Annotated in this window: 11 protein-coding genes; 8 read left to right on the forward strand and 3 right to left on the reverse strand. The window is 69.4% G+C overall.

Annotated elements, in window-relative coordinates; genetic code table 11:
* Positions 1-22 precede the first annotated feature (22 nt).
* From ACFQ2D_RS13505 to ACFQ2D_RS13525, 5 genes are all read left to right on the forward strand, one after another.
* Positions 23-1,120, forward strand: a complete 1,098-nt coding sequence (locus ACFQ2D_RS13505; protein ID WP_280942598.1) for a phytase — start codon at positions 23-25, stop codon at positions 1,118-1,120.
* Positions 1,117-2,013 (forward strand): M23 family metallopeptidase, encoded by an 897-nt coding sequence (locus ACFQ2D_RS13510; RefSeq protein ID WP_280942597.1) that lies wholly within the window; start codon positions 1,117-1,119, stop codon positions 2,011-2,013. Before ACFQ2D_RS13505 ends, ACFQ2D_RS13510 begins: the two co-directional genes overlap by 4 nt.
* Before the next feature lie 98 nt (positions 2,014-2,111).
* On the forward strand, positions 2,112-3,716 hold the full coding sequence (locus ACFQ2D_RS13515) for a peptide chain release factor 3 (protein ID WP_280942596.1): 1,605 nt from the start codon (positions 2,112-2,114) through the stop codon (positions 3,714-3,716).
* A 145-nt stretch (positions 3,717-3,861) separates the two neighbouring features.
* Entirely contained in the window at positions 3,862-4,494 is a 633-nt protein-coding gene (gene trhA, locus ACFQ2D_RS13520; protein ID WP_280942671.1) for a PAQR family membrane homeostasis protein TrhA, read from the forward strand.
* Between the two features lie 74 nt (positions 4,495-4,568).
* Positions 4,569-6,527 carry an AsmA family protein gene (locus ACFQ2D_RS13525; RefSeq protein ID WP_280942595.1) on the forward strand — a complete coding sequence of 653 codons (1,959 nt, stop codon included), beginning with the start codon at positions 4,569-4,571 and terminating at the stop codon, positions 6,525-6,527.
* Positions 6,528-7,004: 477 nt separating this feature from the next.
* Here the strand turns inward: ACFQ2D_RS13525 and ACFQ2D_RS13530 are convergent, their stop codons facing one another.
* The 3 genes from ACFQ2D_RS13530 to mtgA form a co-directional block, all read right to left on the reverse strand.
* Complete coding sequence (locus ACFQ2D_RS13530) at positions 7,005-7,433, reverse strand: CBS domain-containing protein (RefSeq protein WP_280942594.1); 429 nt, start codon at positions 7,431-7,433, stop codon at positions 7,005-7,007.
* On the reverse strand, positions 7,393-8,421 hold the full coding sequence (locus ACFQ2D_RS13535) for a glycosyltransferase family 2 protein (RefSeq protein WP_280942593.1): 1,029 nt from the start codon (positions 8,419-8,421) through the stop codon (positions 7,393-7,395). The genes ACFQ2D_RS13530 and ACFQ2D_RS13535 overlap by 41 nt, the downstream gene beginning before the upstream one ends.
* A 69-nt stretch (positions 8,422-8,490) precedes the next feature.
* The gene (mtgA, locus tag ACFQ2D_RS13540) at positions 8,491-9,249 is read right to left on the reverse strand and encodes a monofunctional biosynthetic peptidoglycan transglycosylase (RefSeq protein WP_280942591.1); all 759 of its coding nucleotides are present in this window, start codon (positions 9,247-9,249) and stop codon (positions 8,491-8,493) included.
* Positions 9,250-9,332: 83 nt separating this feature from the next.
* Here mtgA and hslO point away from each other — a divergent pair, with 83 nt between their 5' ends.
* The 3 genes from hslO to ACFQ2D_RS13555 all read left to right on the forward strand — a co-directional run bounded on the left by hslO (position 9,333) and on the right by ACFQ2D_RS13555 (position 14,301).
* Positions 9,333-10,244, forward strand: coding sequence for an Hsp33 family molecular chaperone HslO (gene hslO / locus ACFQ2D_RS13545; protein ID WP_280942590.1), 912 nt, complete (start codon positions 9,333-9,335; stop codon positions 10,242-10,244).
* A 146-nt stretch (positions 10,245-10,390) separates the two neighbouring features.
* Positions 10,391-11,203, forward strand: a complete 813-nt coding sequence (locus ACFQ2D_RS13550) for an XOO1806 family protein (RefSeq protein WP_386795697.1) — start codon at positions 10,391-10,393, stop codon at positions 11,201-11,203.
* A gap of 215 nt (positions 11,204-11,418) precedes the next feature.
* Positions 11,419-14,301, forward strand: coding sequence for a TonB-dependent receptor plug domain-containing protein (locus ACFQ2D_RS13555; RefSeq protein ID WP_280942589.1), 2,883 nt, complete (start codon positions 11,419-11,421; stop codon positions 14,299-14,301).
* The last annotated feature ends 76 nt before the right edge of the window (positions 14,302-14,377 follow it).

Here is a 14,377-nt window from a genome sequence, read left to right on the forward strand (position 1 = left end):
GGCTTGCGGCGATAATCCGTCCATGCGCATTGCCCTCCCCTTCCTGGCGGCCCTGGTGCTGGCCGCCTGCGCGACGCCGCGTCCGCCTGCCACCCCCGCCGCCTCCGGGGCCGCCCTCGCGCGCCCGGCCGAGGCCGTCACCGTCCCCGAGCGCTACGTAAGCCAGGAAAACCCGGACGACGAACTCGATTCGCTCGCCACCTGGCCCACCGAGGACGGCGCCGTCTGGCTGATCGCCACGGCCAAGAACACCCACGAACTGGTGGTGTTCGACGCCGACAGCGGCGAGCAGCTGCGCAGCGTCGGCCAGCGCGGCACGGCCGACGGGCAATTCCTGCGTCCCAACGGCGTGTTCGTGTACGGCGACCTGCTGCTGGTGTCCGAGCGCGACAACCGGCGCGTGCAGATGCTGTCCCTCCCCGGCTTCCGCTCGCTGGGCAGCTTCGGCCAGGACCTGCGCAGCCCCTATGGCCTGTGGGCGTACGAGGCCCGGCCCGGGGAACTGCAGGTCTACGTGACCGACAGTTTCATGGACGGCGCGGACTTCCGGACGGTGCCGCCGCTGGAGCAGCTGGGCCAGCGCGTGCGCCGCTTCCGCATCGACATCGCGCCGGACGGCCAGCCGCGCCCGGACGCGATCGGCGCGTTCGGCGACACCGCGCCCGACACCGCGCTGCGCATCGTCGAATCGCTGATGGGCGACCCGGCGCACGACCGCCTGCTGGTGGCCGACGAGGACATGCGCCACGGCACCGCGCTGCGCGAATACACGCTGGGTGGCCACTTCACCGGCGGCGGTGTTCCGCCCGGATCGTTCCTCGCCGAGCCCGAGGGCATCGCGCTGTGGGCCTGCACGGCCGACACCGGCTACTGGATCGTGGCCGACCAGCTGCGGCCGTTCACCGTGTTCCGCGTGTTCGACCGCGAGAGCCTGGCGCCGCGGGGCGCCTTCAGCGGCCAGGTGACCGCCTGGACCGACGGCGTGGCCCTGCACGCCGCGCCGACCGCGCGTTTTCCGCAAGGGGCGCTGTTCGCCGTGCACAGCGACCGCGCCGTCGCCGCGTTCGACCTGGGCGACGTGGCCCGGGCGCTCGACCTGGATCCGGCCTGCCTGCAATGAGCCGGCGCCTGCCGGCGGTGGCCGTGGCGCTGGTGCTGGCCGGCGCGACCCAGGCGGCCGACGTCTATCGCTGGACCGACGCCCAGGGCCGCGTCCATTACGCCGATCGCGTCGATCCCGGCATCTCCGCCGCCGAGCGCGTCGCGGCGCCGGTCGAAGCCGCGGCGGTGGCCCGCCTGCGCGTCGAGCCCGACGCCGATGGCGCGGCGGCCTGGGTCGACAACCTGCTGGCCGGTCCGATCGAGGTGATGCTGCTGGCCGAGGGACGCGGCGCCGTCCTCAGCGAACCGGCCCTGCCCGCGCGCGCCAGCGTGCCGCCGCATTCGGGCGCCCTGCTTGCGCGCATCCGCGGCGGCAATCCGCGCCTGTCGGTGATCGCGGTCCCCGGTTCGCCGAACGCGCGGCCGCGCGACGTGGAATACGCCTGGCCCCTGCCTTCTTCACCGCTGCGCGTGCAGCAGGCCTGGGGCGGGGCCTACAGCCACGGCGACGCGGAAAACCGCCATGCCGTGGATTTCGCCGCGCCGGTCGGTACCCCCGTGGTGGCCGCGCGCGATGGCGTGGTGATGCAGGCCGAATCCGGTTTCGACGAAGCCGCCGCCGGCGAGGACGAGGCAACGCTGCTGACGCGGGCCAACTTCATCCGGGTGCTCCACGACGACGGCACCATGGCGCTGTACGCCCACCTGCAGGCCGGCGGGGTGCTGGTCCGCGTGGGCCAGCGCGTGCATCGCGGCCAAGCCATCGGCCGCTCGGGCAATACCGGCCTGAGCAGCGCGCCGCACCTGCATTTCGTGGTCCACGCCAATCGCGGCATGCGCCTGGAATCGGTGCCGTTCCGCATGTTCGGCCCGCACGGGATCCTGCGCTTCGGCGAACCCCCGGAGGGGTGAGGCCGAGACCGGTCGCGCCGGGCCGCGGCCTGGAACCGCCCCGCGTATAATTCGCGGCTTTCCGCACCTACCCCGGCGCCACCGCGGCGGGGCACGCCATGCCCGACGTTTCCACCGAAGCCGCGCGCCGCCGCACCTTCGCCATCATCTCCCACCCCGACGCGGGCAAGACCACGCTGACCGAGAAGCTGCTGCTGTTCGGCGGCGCGATCCAGATGGCCGGTTCGGTCAAGTCGCGCAAGACCTCGCGCCACGCCACTTCCGACTGGATGGCGCTGGAGAAGGAGCGTGGCATCTCGGTGACGTCGTCGGTGATGCAGTTCCCCTACGAGGGCCGCATCGTCAACCTGCTCGACACCCCCGGCCACGCCGACTTCGGCGAGGACACCTACCGCGTGCTCACCGCGGTGGACAGCGCGCTGATGGTGATCGACGTGGCCAAGGGCGTGGAGGAGCGGACCATCAAGCTGATGGAGGTGTGCCGCATGCGCGACACCCCGATCATGACCTTCATCAACAAGCTCGACCGCGAGGGCAAGGACCCGATCGACCTGCTGGACGAGGTCGAGAGCGTGCTCGGCATCCAGTGCGCCCCGGTGACCTGGCCGATCGGCATGGGCCAGCGCCTGAAGGGCGTGGTGCACCTGGTCACGGGCGAAGTGCACCTGTACGAACAGGGCCGCAACTTCACCCGCCAGGACTCGACCATCTTCCCCTCGCTCGACGCCCCGGGGCTGGAGCAGAAGATCGGCGGCGAGATGCTGGCCAACCTGCGCGAGGAACTCGAACTGGTGCAGGGCGCCAGCCATCCCTTCGACAAGCAGGCCTACCTGGACGGCAAGCAGACGCCGGTGTTCTTCGGCTCGGGCGTGAACAACTTCGGCGTGCAGCCGCTGCTCGACTTCTTCGTCGAGCACGCGCCTTCGCCGCGACCGCGCGCGACCACCGGGCGCGACGTGGCCCCGCAGGAAGACAAGCTGACCGGCTTCGTGTTCAAGATCCAGGCCAACATGGATCCACAGCACCGCGACCGCGTGGCGTTCATGCGCGTGTGCTCGGGCCGCTTCAGCGCCGGCATGAAGGCCTTCCACGTGCGCAGCGGCAAGGAAGTGAAGCTGGCCAACGCGCTGACCTTCATGGCCAGCGACCGCGAGATCGCCGCCGAAGCCTGGCCGGGCGATGTCATCGGCATCCACAACCACGGCACCATCTCCATCGGCGACACCTTCACCGAGGGCGAGGCGCTGGGCTTCACCGGCATCCCCAACTTCGCGCCCGAGCTGTTCCGCCGCGCCCGCCTGCGCGATCCGCTCAAGCTCAAGCAGTTGCAGAAGGGCCTGGCCCAGCTGTCGGAGGAAGGCGCGACCCAGTTCTTCCGCCCGCTGATGAGCAACGACCTGGTCCTGGGTGCCGTGGGCGTGCTGCAGTTCGACGTGGTCGCCTACCGGCTCAAGGACGAGTACGGCGTCGACGCGATCTTCGAGCCGGTCCAGGTCGCGACCGCGCGCTGGGTGAAGTGCGAGGACGAGAAGAAGCTCGAGGAGTTCCGCGACAAGCACGCGCTCAACCTGGCGATCGATGCCGCGGGCGAGCTGGTCTACCTGGCGCCCACCCGGGTCAACCTGCAGCTGGCGGAGGAGCGCTCGCCGGCGATCCGCTTCATGGCCACCCGCGAACACGCGCACGCGGTGCGGACCGACTGAGTGACCGGTGGGCCACGCCGTGGCCCGGAATCCTCCGGACCGGCCGGCCTCGACGCCGGGTCCACCGACATGCGGTAACGTACGGGGCGTGAGCACTCCCCACAGCGAGTTCCGGGAAACGCGCGCGCGGCGCCGGGCCGCGCGCCTGTCGCATCTCCGCGACGAGATCGCCAGCGCCCTCACCCATGGCTTCGGCGCCGCCGCCGCGCTGGCCGGCGGCGCGGTGCTGATCACCCTGGCCGCGATCCACGGCGACGGCTGGCAGCTCGGCGCGGCCATCGTCTTCGGCGTCACCCTGCTGCTGCTCTACCTGGCTTCGACCCTTTACCACTCGATCCAGCATCCGGTCGCCAAGGGTCGGCTCAAGGTCTTCGACCACTGCGCGATCTACCTGCTGATCGCCGGCACCTACACGCCGTTCACCCTGATCGGCCTGCGCGGTCCCTGGGGCTGGAGCCTGTTCTTCGCGATCTGGACCCTTGCGCTGGCCGGCGTGGTGTTCAAGCTGTTCTACACCGGCCGCTTCAAGCGCCTTTCGACCCTGGTCTACGTGGCCATGGGCTGGCTGGTGCTGGTCGCGATCAAGCCGGTGATGGCCACGCTCGACGGCTGGACCTTCGGCTGGCTGATCGGCGGCGGCGTGTTCTACACGCTGGGCACGTTCTTCTACCACCGCGAATCGATTCCCTACGCGCACGCCATCTGGCACCTGTTCTGCATCGCCGGCAGCGTCTGCCATTACGTCGCGGTGTTCGCCCAGGTCGCGTCCGCCGCTTGATGCGCGCTTCGCGAAACTGAATCCGCACCGCGCCTTCGCGCCAGTGTGACGCGCGCCGCGCAAGCCTGCAGGGCATGCGCGCCCGCCTCCGCTTCCGCCCTCGCCTCCCACGCCTGCACACCCGGCCGTCCCGCCGCACGCTGGGAATCGTCGGCGCGGTGTGCGCGGCCATCGTGCTGCTGGTCCTGCTGTGGGACTGGAACTGGTTCCGCGGGCCCGTGGAGCGGCTGGTCGAGGCGCGCACCGGCCGCGAGTTCGATATCGGGGGCGATCTGGACGTGGACCTTGGACGCGTCACCACCGTGACCGCCGACGGACTGCGGCTGGGAAATCCCGGGTGGGCGGAAGATCCGGAGATGGCCAGCGCCCGGCGGCTCGTGCTGCAGGTCGAGTCCTGGCCGCTGCTGCTCGGCCGCGTGCGCCTGCCGGAATTGCGGCTGGTGGCGCCGGACGTTCGCCTGCAGTCCAACCCGGAAGGCGGCCCGGGCAACTGGGACTTCGGCTTCGAGGACGACGACGACGGGGAGCCTCTGCAGCTGCGGCGGCTGTGGATTGACGACGGCCGCCTGCGGTTCGCCGATGCCCGCACCCGTACTGACATCGACATCCGCCTGGCCAGCCGGGAGGCGACGAAACCCGGGGCGCCCCCGTCGGTGGCACTGGAGGGCAGCGGCGCCTGGAGCGGCAACGAATTCAGCCTGGAAGGGACGGCCGAATCGCCGCTGGAACTGCAGGACACCGAACGCCCCTTCCACCTCGACCTGCGCGCACGCGCCGGAGCGACACGCGCGCACGCGCGCGGCAGCCTCACCGATCCGTTCCGCCTGCGCGACTTCGACCTGCAGTTCGCGCTGGCCGGCCGAAACCTCGCCCACCTGTATCCCCTGCTCGGGCTGGCGTTGCCGGATTCCCCGCCCTATTCCATCGACGGCCGCCTGACCCGCGACGGCCGCACCTGGCATTACGACACGTTCACCGGCAAGGTCGGGCAGAGCGACCTGGGCGGATCGGCAGCGGTGACCACCGGCGGCGAGCGCCTGTTCTTCAAGGCCGACCTGGTCTCGGACCGCCTCGACTTCGACGACCTCGCCGGCTTCGTCGGCGGCGCGCCGGATCCGGAGGGCGAGCAGCTCGACCCGGAACTCGAGCGCCAGGCCGCGAAACAGCGGGCCGAGGGCAAGGTCCTGCCGTCGCGGCCCTACGAGCTGGGCAAGCTGCGGTCGATGGATGCGGACGTGCGCCTGCGCGCACGACGCATCAACTCGCCCGGCCTGCCGATCGACGACATGGACGCGCACCTGCTGCTCGACGCCGGGCTGCTGCGCCTGGCGCCGCTGAACTTCGGCGTGGCCGGGGGCGACATCCGCTCCGACGTGCGGATGGACGCGCGGCGCGACACCATCCATACCCAGGTCAAGGCCGAGCTGCGCCGGGTGGAGCTGGCGCAGCTGTTCCCGGACGTCGCGCTGGCCAAGGACACCGTGGGTCGGCTGGGGGGCAGCTTCACCCTGGCCGGCACCGGCAACTCGGTCGCGGCAATGCTCGGCTCGGCCGATGGCGACGTGGCAGTGGGCATGGGCCGCGGCGAAATCAGCAACCTGCTGGTCGAACTGGCCGGCATCGACATCTACGAAGCGGTGAAATACCTCATCGGCAAGGACCGCAAGGTGCCGGTGCGCTGCGCCTTCGCCGACTTCGGAGTGAAGCGGGGGGTCATGGACGCGCGCGCGCTCGCCTTCGATACCACCGACACCATCATCGTCGGCCGCGGCACGATCGACCTGGGCGAGGAAACGCTGGACCTCGAGCTGCGGCCGCGGCCCAAGGACCGCAGCATCCTCGCGCTGCGCTCGCCTCTGCACGTGGGCGGCACCTTCGCCGACCCCAGCTTCCGCCCGGATTTCGCGCGCCTGGGCCTGCGCGGCGCGATCGCCCTGGCGCTGGGCAGCATCGCGCCGCCCGCCGCGCTGCTGGCCACCCTCGAACTCGGACCGGGCGAAGACAGCAACTGCGGCGGCGAATACGCGAAGTAGACGCGGATGCGCCGCACTGCCTGCGCGGTCGCCTGCCAGGGGAATCGACGTGTTCCGTCGCGCCACCGCTCCCGTCGTCTCGCTCGCGGCCTTCGCATCGGTCGCATCGGCCCAGTCCCCCGTGAGGCGACCCCGCACAAGAGGTTCAGGATCGGGCAACCCAATGCCGCACTCCAGCGACAGTCCCCGGATCGCTACAACGAGCCGCCGCGCGTACTGCAGGCCTTTTTTGCCGATCTATCCCGCGAGTCGGCTTCTTGCGGGGAGGACCAGCAGTTGCAGCATCAGCTTCCGGATCGATCCCGACGGCCGCGCCAGCGATCCTTCACCGAGTCCGAATCCTGACGCGGACGAAAAGATATGCGCCCATGCGCTGTTGGCACTGCAGTACTGGCGCTTCAAGCCTGCGACGCGGGCGGCGAGGCGGTCCGCAGCCGGTTCAGGATGCCCGTCCACCACGCTATCCAACGCTGAAGATCAGCCGGCGATGTAGCGCTGCAGCTGGTCCAGTTCGTGCTGCTGGTCCTCGATCACCGCGGCGACCAGGTCGCCGATCGAGATCATGCCCACCACCTCTCCGCGCTCCACCACTGGCAGGTGGCGGATGCGGTTCCGGGTCACGATCTGCATGCAGGCCGGCACGACGTGGTCGGGCCCGACGGTGACGACTTCCCGGGTCATGATCGCGCTGACCGGCGTGTCCTTGGACGAGCGGCCTTCCAGCACGATCTTGCGCGCGTAGTCGCGCTCGGACAGGATCCCGGCCAGTCGCGAACCGTCCATCACCAGCACCGCACCGATCCCCTTGACCGCCATCAGGCGGATCGCGTCGATCACGGGGGCATCGGGCGCGACCGCGAACAGGTCAGGCGTCTTGGCTTCCAGCAGTTGCCGCACCGTACGCATGGCGCTTCCCTCCCGGTGGCTCCGATGCGTCCGAGGATACTCCGCTGGCGGTGGGACGCCAGTCGTCGACCAGGTACAGCGGCCGCTGCTTGGATTCTTCGTACAGCCGGCCCAGGTATTCGCCGATCAGCCCCAGCGCGACGAGCTGCACGCCGCCCAGGAACAGGATCACCACCATCATCGTCGGCCAGCCCGCGACCCGGTCGCCGTACAGCAGCGCCTTGGCCACGATCACCAGCGCGTAGACGAAGGCGAGCAGCGCCACCGCCAGCCCGGCATAGGTCGCCAGCCGCAGCGGCGCGGTGGAGAAGCTGGTGATGCCCTCCAGGGCGAAGTTCCACAGCTTCCACAGGTTGAACTTCGTGCGCCCGGCCACCCGAGCCTCGCGCCGGTAGGGCAAGGCGATGCGGTTGTAGCCGATCCAGCCGAACAGGCCCTTCATGAAACGGTGGCGCTCGCGCAGCTGGCGCAGCGCGGCCAGCGCGCGTGGCGAGAGCAGCCGGAAGTCGCCGGTATCGGTCGGGATCGGCGTCTTGGACAGGCGCTGGATCACGCGATAGAAGGCGTGCGCGCTCGCCCGCTTGATCCAGCCTTCGCCTTCGCGCTGCTCGCGCATGCCGTAAACGTCGTCGTAGCCCTCGCGCCAGAGCGCGACGAACCGGGGGATCAGCTCCGGCGGGTCCTGGCCATCGGCATCTAGGATGATCGCCGCGCCCTCGGTGACCTGGTCCAGGCCCGCGGTGAGCGCGGCCTCCTTGCCGAAGTTGCGCGACAGCCGCAGCAGCGCCACGCGCCGGTCGCCGTTGGCCAGGCCGCGCATCACGTCCCAGGTGCCGTCGCGGCTGCCGTCGTCCACATACAGCACCCGGCCCTGCACGCCGTCCGCCGAGAGGTCGTCAAGCACGCGCGCCAGGCGCAGGTGCAGCAGCGGCAGCGCCTCGGCCTCGTCGCGCGCCGCGATGACGACAGTCAGCAGTTCCTGGTCCATGCGTGCATCGTATCCGAGACCGGCGTAATGCCGGTGGCAGGGCCGGCACCGCGCGCGCGTCCGCCCGGCTCAGTCCAGTGCATCGACATAGGCCGCGCCCCCGATCTGCCGCATGTTGCGCTCGATCGCGACGGTGCGCCGCTGCACATAGGGTCCGGGGCGGGCCGCGCTGTAGCGACGCGGGCTTGGCAGCACCGCCGCCAGGCGCGCGCTCTGCGCGGCGCCGAGCGCATCCGCGTCTCGGCCGAAAAAGCTGCGCGCCGCGGCCTGCGCGCCATACACGCCATCGCCGAACTCGGCCACGTTGGCATAGACCTCGAGGATGCGGCGCTTCGGCCACATCAGTTCGATCAGCACCGTGTACCAGGCCTCGACGCCCTTGCGCACCCAGCGCGAAAGCCGGCCGCTGCCCTGCCAGAGGAACAGGTTCTTGGCCACCTGCTGGCTGATGGTGCTGCCGCCGCGCAGCCTGCCGCCCTGCTCGTTGCGCTTGCGCGCCTGCTCGATGGCCTTGAAGTCGAAGCCCGAGTGGCTCGCGAAGTTCTGGTCCTCGGCCGCGATCAGCGCCACCGGCAGGGACGGGGCCATCCGCTCCAGGTCGCGCCAGCGATAGGCCACGCGGAACCCGCCATCGCCCTGTGCCCAGGCCTCGACCTGGCGGATCGCCATGAACGCGGAAAACGGCGGATCCACGAACCGCAGCACGGCCACCTGCAGCACGGTGAACAGCAGCAGCCAGACCGGCAGCCACAGCAGGCGCCGCAGCCACCGGCGGCGCGGACGGCGGCCGGTCGCGGACGGCTGGCCGGTAGGCAAGGCTTGCGCCATCTTCTGTTCGCCCCAATCTCGACTTCGACGCGACATCCGCGTCGCCACTATTCGACCACGCAGCGCAGGCTGGAAGCGAACCGATGACCGACCCCCACCCCGCCGCCGGCCCCGACCGGCTGACCCGCTTCCTCCTTCCCGGCGCTGGCGTGCGCGGCGTGCACGTGCACCTGCAGGAGGCCTGGCAGCGTATCCGCAGCCGCGACGACTATCCCGCGGCGGTGTCCGAACTGCTGGGCGAAGCCGTCGCCGCCTCCGCCCTGTTCACCGGCCACGCCAAGGTCGAGGGCCGGCTGTCGGTGCAGCTGCGCGGCCAGGCCCGCGTGCGCACCCTGTTCGCCGAGTGCACGGCCGCGGGCACCCTGCGCGCGATCGCCCAGCTGGCCGAGGACGATACGACCCCGGTGTCCCGCGACCTGCGCGGACTGGGCGAAGGCGCGATCCTCGCCATCACCATCGAGAATCCCGGCCTTCGCGGCCGCGACCCGGCCCGCTACCAGGGCCTGGTGCCGCTGGAGTCCGATTCGCTGGCGGGCGCCTTCGAGGATTATTTCCGCCAGTCCGAGCAGTTGCCCACGCGCCTGCTGCTGGCCGCCGACGACACCCGGGCCGCCGGCCTGCTGCTGCAGAAGCTGCCCGGCGACGAGGGCGATGCCGACGGCTGGGCCCGGGCTGGCGCCCTGTTCGACACCCTCGGTCCCGACGAACTGCTGGCCACCGCCGCCGACACCTTGCTGGTGCGCCTGTTCCACGAAGAAGGCGTGCAGCAGTTGGGCGGCCGCGCCCTGGCGTTCGGCTGCTCCTGCTCGCGCGAGCGCGTGGCCGGCATGCTGCGTTCGCTCGGCGCTGACGAGGCGCGCGCGGCGGTCATCGACGGTGCCGCCCGGATCCGCTGCGAGTTCTGCGGCGAGCGCTACGCCTTCGACGCGGCCGAGGTCGAGGCCGTACTGGCCGACGACAGGGTTGACACGGAGGCCCCTGAGCGCGTTCAGTAACCGTGCAGGAAACCTGTGGCAGTGGGATTGTTAAATAAACATAAACGCGCTAGGCTCCACATCCGCATAGAGAGGGAACTCCCGCCGCCGAAGCGGGTCGATAGCACTCCATGGCACGCCACCCCGCCCGACTGCTGACCGCACTGCTGCTGGCCCTTGGCCTGGCGGCGAGCGCGCACGCGCAGGTCAAGCGCGAGCAGGCGGTGCTTCCGGTGGTCGACCACAGCAGCGGCAAGGTGCAGGCGTACCTGCTTCTGGAACCCACCTCCGCCAACCGCGCCGGCGCCCGCTGGCGCCCGGGCAACGACTCGCTCGACCGGAGCTTCGGCCTGCAGGCCGGCAGTTCGCTTGCCCTGCTGTGCAACCAGCGCAGCGGCGTGTTCAGCGCCGTCAGCAGTCTGGCCGACAACTGCCAGCTCGCCTCGCTCGACGAGAACGAGGGCGGCCGCGGCGGCAGCGCCACGGCCGCGTTCCACCGCCCGGGCGGCGGTTTCGGCGTGAGCCTCGGCCAGGGCAGCCAGAACCTTCCCGCCTGGATGACCCGCGGCGGCGCCAGCGGCAATCCCCAGCTGGACCTCAACGACCTGACCGTCTTCGCCCAGAAGAACATCGGCGATGCAGCTTACGTGACCATCGCCGGTACCGTGGCCAAGGCCACCCTGATCCCCTACGCCGAGGCGCCGGCCGACATCAGCGACCAGTGGAGCGGCAAGAGCCTCTCCATCGGCGGTGGTTACGGCGCCTTCAGCGCCAACGTCATCGGCCGCGTCATCGAAACCCCCGGCCAGCCCCGCTTCGAGGGCCTCGGTCTGGGTGTCACTTGGCGCACCCCGTGGAGCGGCCAGCTTACGGTGGGCGCGGAGAACGTGGTCACCCGCGGCCGCAATCCGTTCTCCCCGAATGGCGAGACGAACGATGAAGGTGCGGTACCGTACGTTCGGTACGAGCAGGATCTTTAGCAGGTCCGGACCCGCCCGTATTGTCAGTTTCGTGCGGTGACACCACCGTTCTGACTGCCGCGTTAACAAGAAATTTATTTGTTAACGACACTTTAATTTCTCTCCAAGGGTCGCTAGTATCGGCCGCAACCTTGCTGGCTTTGGTGTCCGTATTGGCCCCGGCGGGAAGGTTCCCGTGCGACAACATCACGAAAGACTGTTGGAGAGAGAATCAGATGACCTTTAAGACCACCAAGCTCCGCGACGCGATTAGTCTCGCGCTCGTGGCGGGTGCTACGTTCGGTGCCAGTTCTGCCTTTGCGCAGGAAGCGGAAACCGCCGGCGCCACCACCCTGGACCGGATCGAAGTGACCGGCTCGCGCATCCGCCAGGCCTCGGTCGAGACCGCCCAGCCGGTCGTCGTGCTGAGTCGCGAAAACATCGAGAACATGGGTGTCACCAGCGTCGCCGACATCCTGCAGAACCTGACCTCCGCAGGCTCGCCGGCCATCTCGCGCGGCGACGTGCTGGCTTCCGGCGAGAATGTCGGTGGCTACTATATCGACCTGCGTAACCTCGGTGCCTCGCGCACCCTGATCCTGGTCAACGGCAAGCGCCTGGGCGCCAACACGACCGGCCTTCAGGACCTGGGCCAGATCCCGGCCTCGGCCATCGAGCGCATCGAAGTGCTGAAGGACGGCGCCTCGTCGATCTACGGCTCCGACGCGATCGCCGGCGTGGTCAACGTGATCACCCGTCGCCGCTTCGAGGGCGCCGAGCTCAACGCCTACTACGGCCAGCTCAACGAAGGCAACGGCACCAACCAGACCGTCGACTTCACCATCGGCACCTCGGGTGACCGTGGCAGCGTCACCATGAGCATCGACTACGGCAAGGAAGAGCCGATCTGGGCGCGTGACGTGTGGTATGCGCGTGACGGATCGCGCGGTCCGGCCTTCCCGGGCGCCGGCTGGAGCCCGGTCAGCCAGAATGGTTCGTTCTGCGATCCCTGCACCCCCTCGAGCGCCGCGGTGTGGTGGACGCTGATCCCGGGCCAGGATCCCACGGATCGTGACAGCTACCAGGTCCACACGGCTGCCTTCAACGCGAACAGCAACGAGCAGATGATGGCGCGCACGGGCATCGAGCGCCGCTCGATCTTCGTGGCTGGCGAATACGACGTCACCGACAATGTCCGCTTCGTGGCCGACGCACTGTACAACCACCGCGAAACCACGCAGACCGTCGCCGGCTATCCGTTCCAGACGGCCGCGTTCGGCATCCCGCTGTCGGGCGACAGCGCGTTCAATCCGACCCCTGGCACCGACCTGACGATCCGTCGCCGCCTGTGGGAGGTGCCGCGCACCACCGAGAGCAACCTCAGCACCTACCGCCTGACCGCAGCGTTCGAAGGCTACTTCGAGCTCGGCAACACCACGTGGGACTGGGATGCCGGCGGCATCTGGAACCGCAACGAGATGCTGAAGGTCGGCCGGGGCGACGCCAGCCTGGCGGCGATGGACCTGGCCATGGGACCGTCGTTCGTCAACGCACAGGGGATCGTGCAGTGCGGCACGGCTGACAACCCGATCCCGCTGGGCACCAACCTCGGCGCCGGCGAATGCACCCCCGTCAACCCGCTTCTGCCGTACGGCGTCGCCGGTGCCGGCTCGTTGTCCGACCCGAATGTCCAGGCGTTCCTGTTCCCGTACTACCACGACCGCGGCCTTACCGAGTCGACCACGTACTTCGCCAACCTGTCCGGTACGCTCTTCGAACTGCCGGCCGGTGACCTCGGCATCGCGGTGGGCTACGAGCACCGCAACGAGCAGGGTCGCTTCGTTCCGGACGCCTTCAACCAGGCAGGCCTGAGCACCGGTCTCCCGGCGACCACCACCGCCGGCGGCTACAAGCTGGACGAGTTCTACGTCGAACTGGCCGTGCCGCTGTTGAGCGAAGTCCCCGGCGCCCACGAGCTGACGCTCAACGTCGCCAGCCGCTACTCCGACTACAGCACCTTCGGCGACACCACCAACAACAAGTTCGGCCTGGTGTGGCGTCCGGTCGAGGACCTGCTGGTCCGCGCGACCTACGCCGAAGGCTTCCGTGCCCCGAGCGTGGACAACCTGTACGGCGGCGTGGGCGGTAGCTTCGAGTCCTACACCGATCCCTGCGGTTCGACCGGTCCGGGCAATGTCGCCGGCGGCGCCACCTGTACGGCTTCGGGCGTCCCCGCCGACTACGTGCAGCTGGGCCAGGGCCTCGTGCCCTGCAGCACCTTCCCCTGCCAGACTCCCGACCAGTTCCTGTCCGGTTCGAATCCGAACCTGACGCCGGAAACGGCCGAGACGATGACCGCGGGCATCGTGTACAGCCCCGAGTGGGTCAGCGGCCTGGACATCAGCCTCGACTGGTACAAGGTCGAGATCGACAACCTGATCGCCTCCGACAGCGTCACCGACATCCTGCAGGACTGCTACCTGCGCGGCATCGCCGAGCGCTGCACGCTGTTTACCCGTGACCCCACCGACTCCCACATCAACGCCCTGAACTTCTCGTTGACGAACAAGGGCCGCCTGGAGACTGAAGGTTACGACCTCGGCGTGCGTTACCGTCTGCCGGAGACCGCCTACGGCAACTTCAGCTTCGACTGGCAGGTGTCGTACATCTCCGAGTACAACCTCTGGGCGAACAACAACCCGGACACGGTCGCGCAGCCCTCTGTCTCGTTCGCCGGTACGTTCCGTACCCGTTCGAACCTGGGCGTCGACTGGCAGTACGGCGACTTCGGTGCCACCTGGACCGCCCGTTACTACTCGTCGATGAAGGAAGGTTGTGCGGTGACGGCGTCGTACGACCCGACCTACTGCAACATCCCGGATTACGTCGCTCCGGACGTGCCGGACGGCCTGCCGCTGCGCAAGGTCGGTTCCAACACGTTCCACGACGTGCAGTTCCGCTACAACACCCCGTGGAATGGCACTGTGTCGGTCGGCGCCAACAACGTGACGAACCACCATGGTCCGATCATGTTCTCGGCCCCAAACAACCAGTTCGCCTACTACGGCGGCTTCGACTTCGGTCGTACGCTGTACATGAAGTACCAGCAGCGCTTCTGATCGAGTCCTGCTCGATGTCCAAGAACACGGCCCCGCAAGGGGCCGTGTTTTTTTTGCGCCCCCCGAATGCCGGAGG

Origin of the sequence: Luteimonas composti (assembly GCF_042678665.1) — a bacterium.
Lineage (GTDB): Bacteria > Pseudomonadota > Gammaproteobacteria > Xanthomonadales > Xanthomonadaceae > Luteimonas > Luteimonas composti.

Bases quoted from the DNA above. Each gene is read 5' to 3' on its own strand.
- ACFQ2D_RS13525 (WP_280942595.1), top strand. From the start codon at position 4,569: ATGCGCGCCCGCCTCCGCTTCCGCCCTCGCCTCCCACGCCTGCACACC.
- ACFQ2D_RS13505 (WP_280942598.1), top strand. From the start codon at position 23: ATGCGCATTGCCCTCCCCTTCCTGGCGGCCCTGGTGCTGGCCGCCTGC.
- hslO (WP_280942590.1), top strand. From the start codon at position 9,333: ATGACCGACCCCCACCCCGCCGCCGGCCCCGACCGGCTGACCCGCTTC.
- ACFQ2D_RS13510 (WP_280942597.1), top strand. From the start codon at position 1,117: ATGAGCCGGCGCCTGCCGGCGGTGGCCGTGGCGCTGGTGCTGGCCGGC.
- ACFQ2D_RS13515 (WP_280942596.1), top strand. From the start codon at position 2,112: ATGCCCGACGTTTCCACCGAAGCCGCGCGCCGCCGCACCTTCGCCATC.
- ACFQ2D_RS13555 (WP_280942589.1), top strand. From the start codon at position 11,419: ATGACCTTTAAGACCACCAAGCTCCGCGACGCGATTAGTCTCGCGCTC.
- mtgA (WP_280942591.1), bottom strand. From the start codon at position 9,249: ATGGCGCAAGCCTTGCCTACCGGCCAGCCGTCCGCGACCGGCCGCCGT.
- ACFQ2D_RS13530 (WP_280942594.1), bottom strand. From the start codon at position 7,433: ATGCGTACGGTGCGGCAACTGCTGGAAGCCAAGACGCCTGACCTGTTC.
- ACFQ2D_RS13535 (WP_280942593.1), bottom strand. From the start codon at position 8,421: ATGGACCAGGAACTGCTGACTGTCGTCATCGCGGCGCGCGACGAGGCC.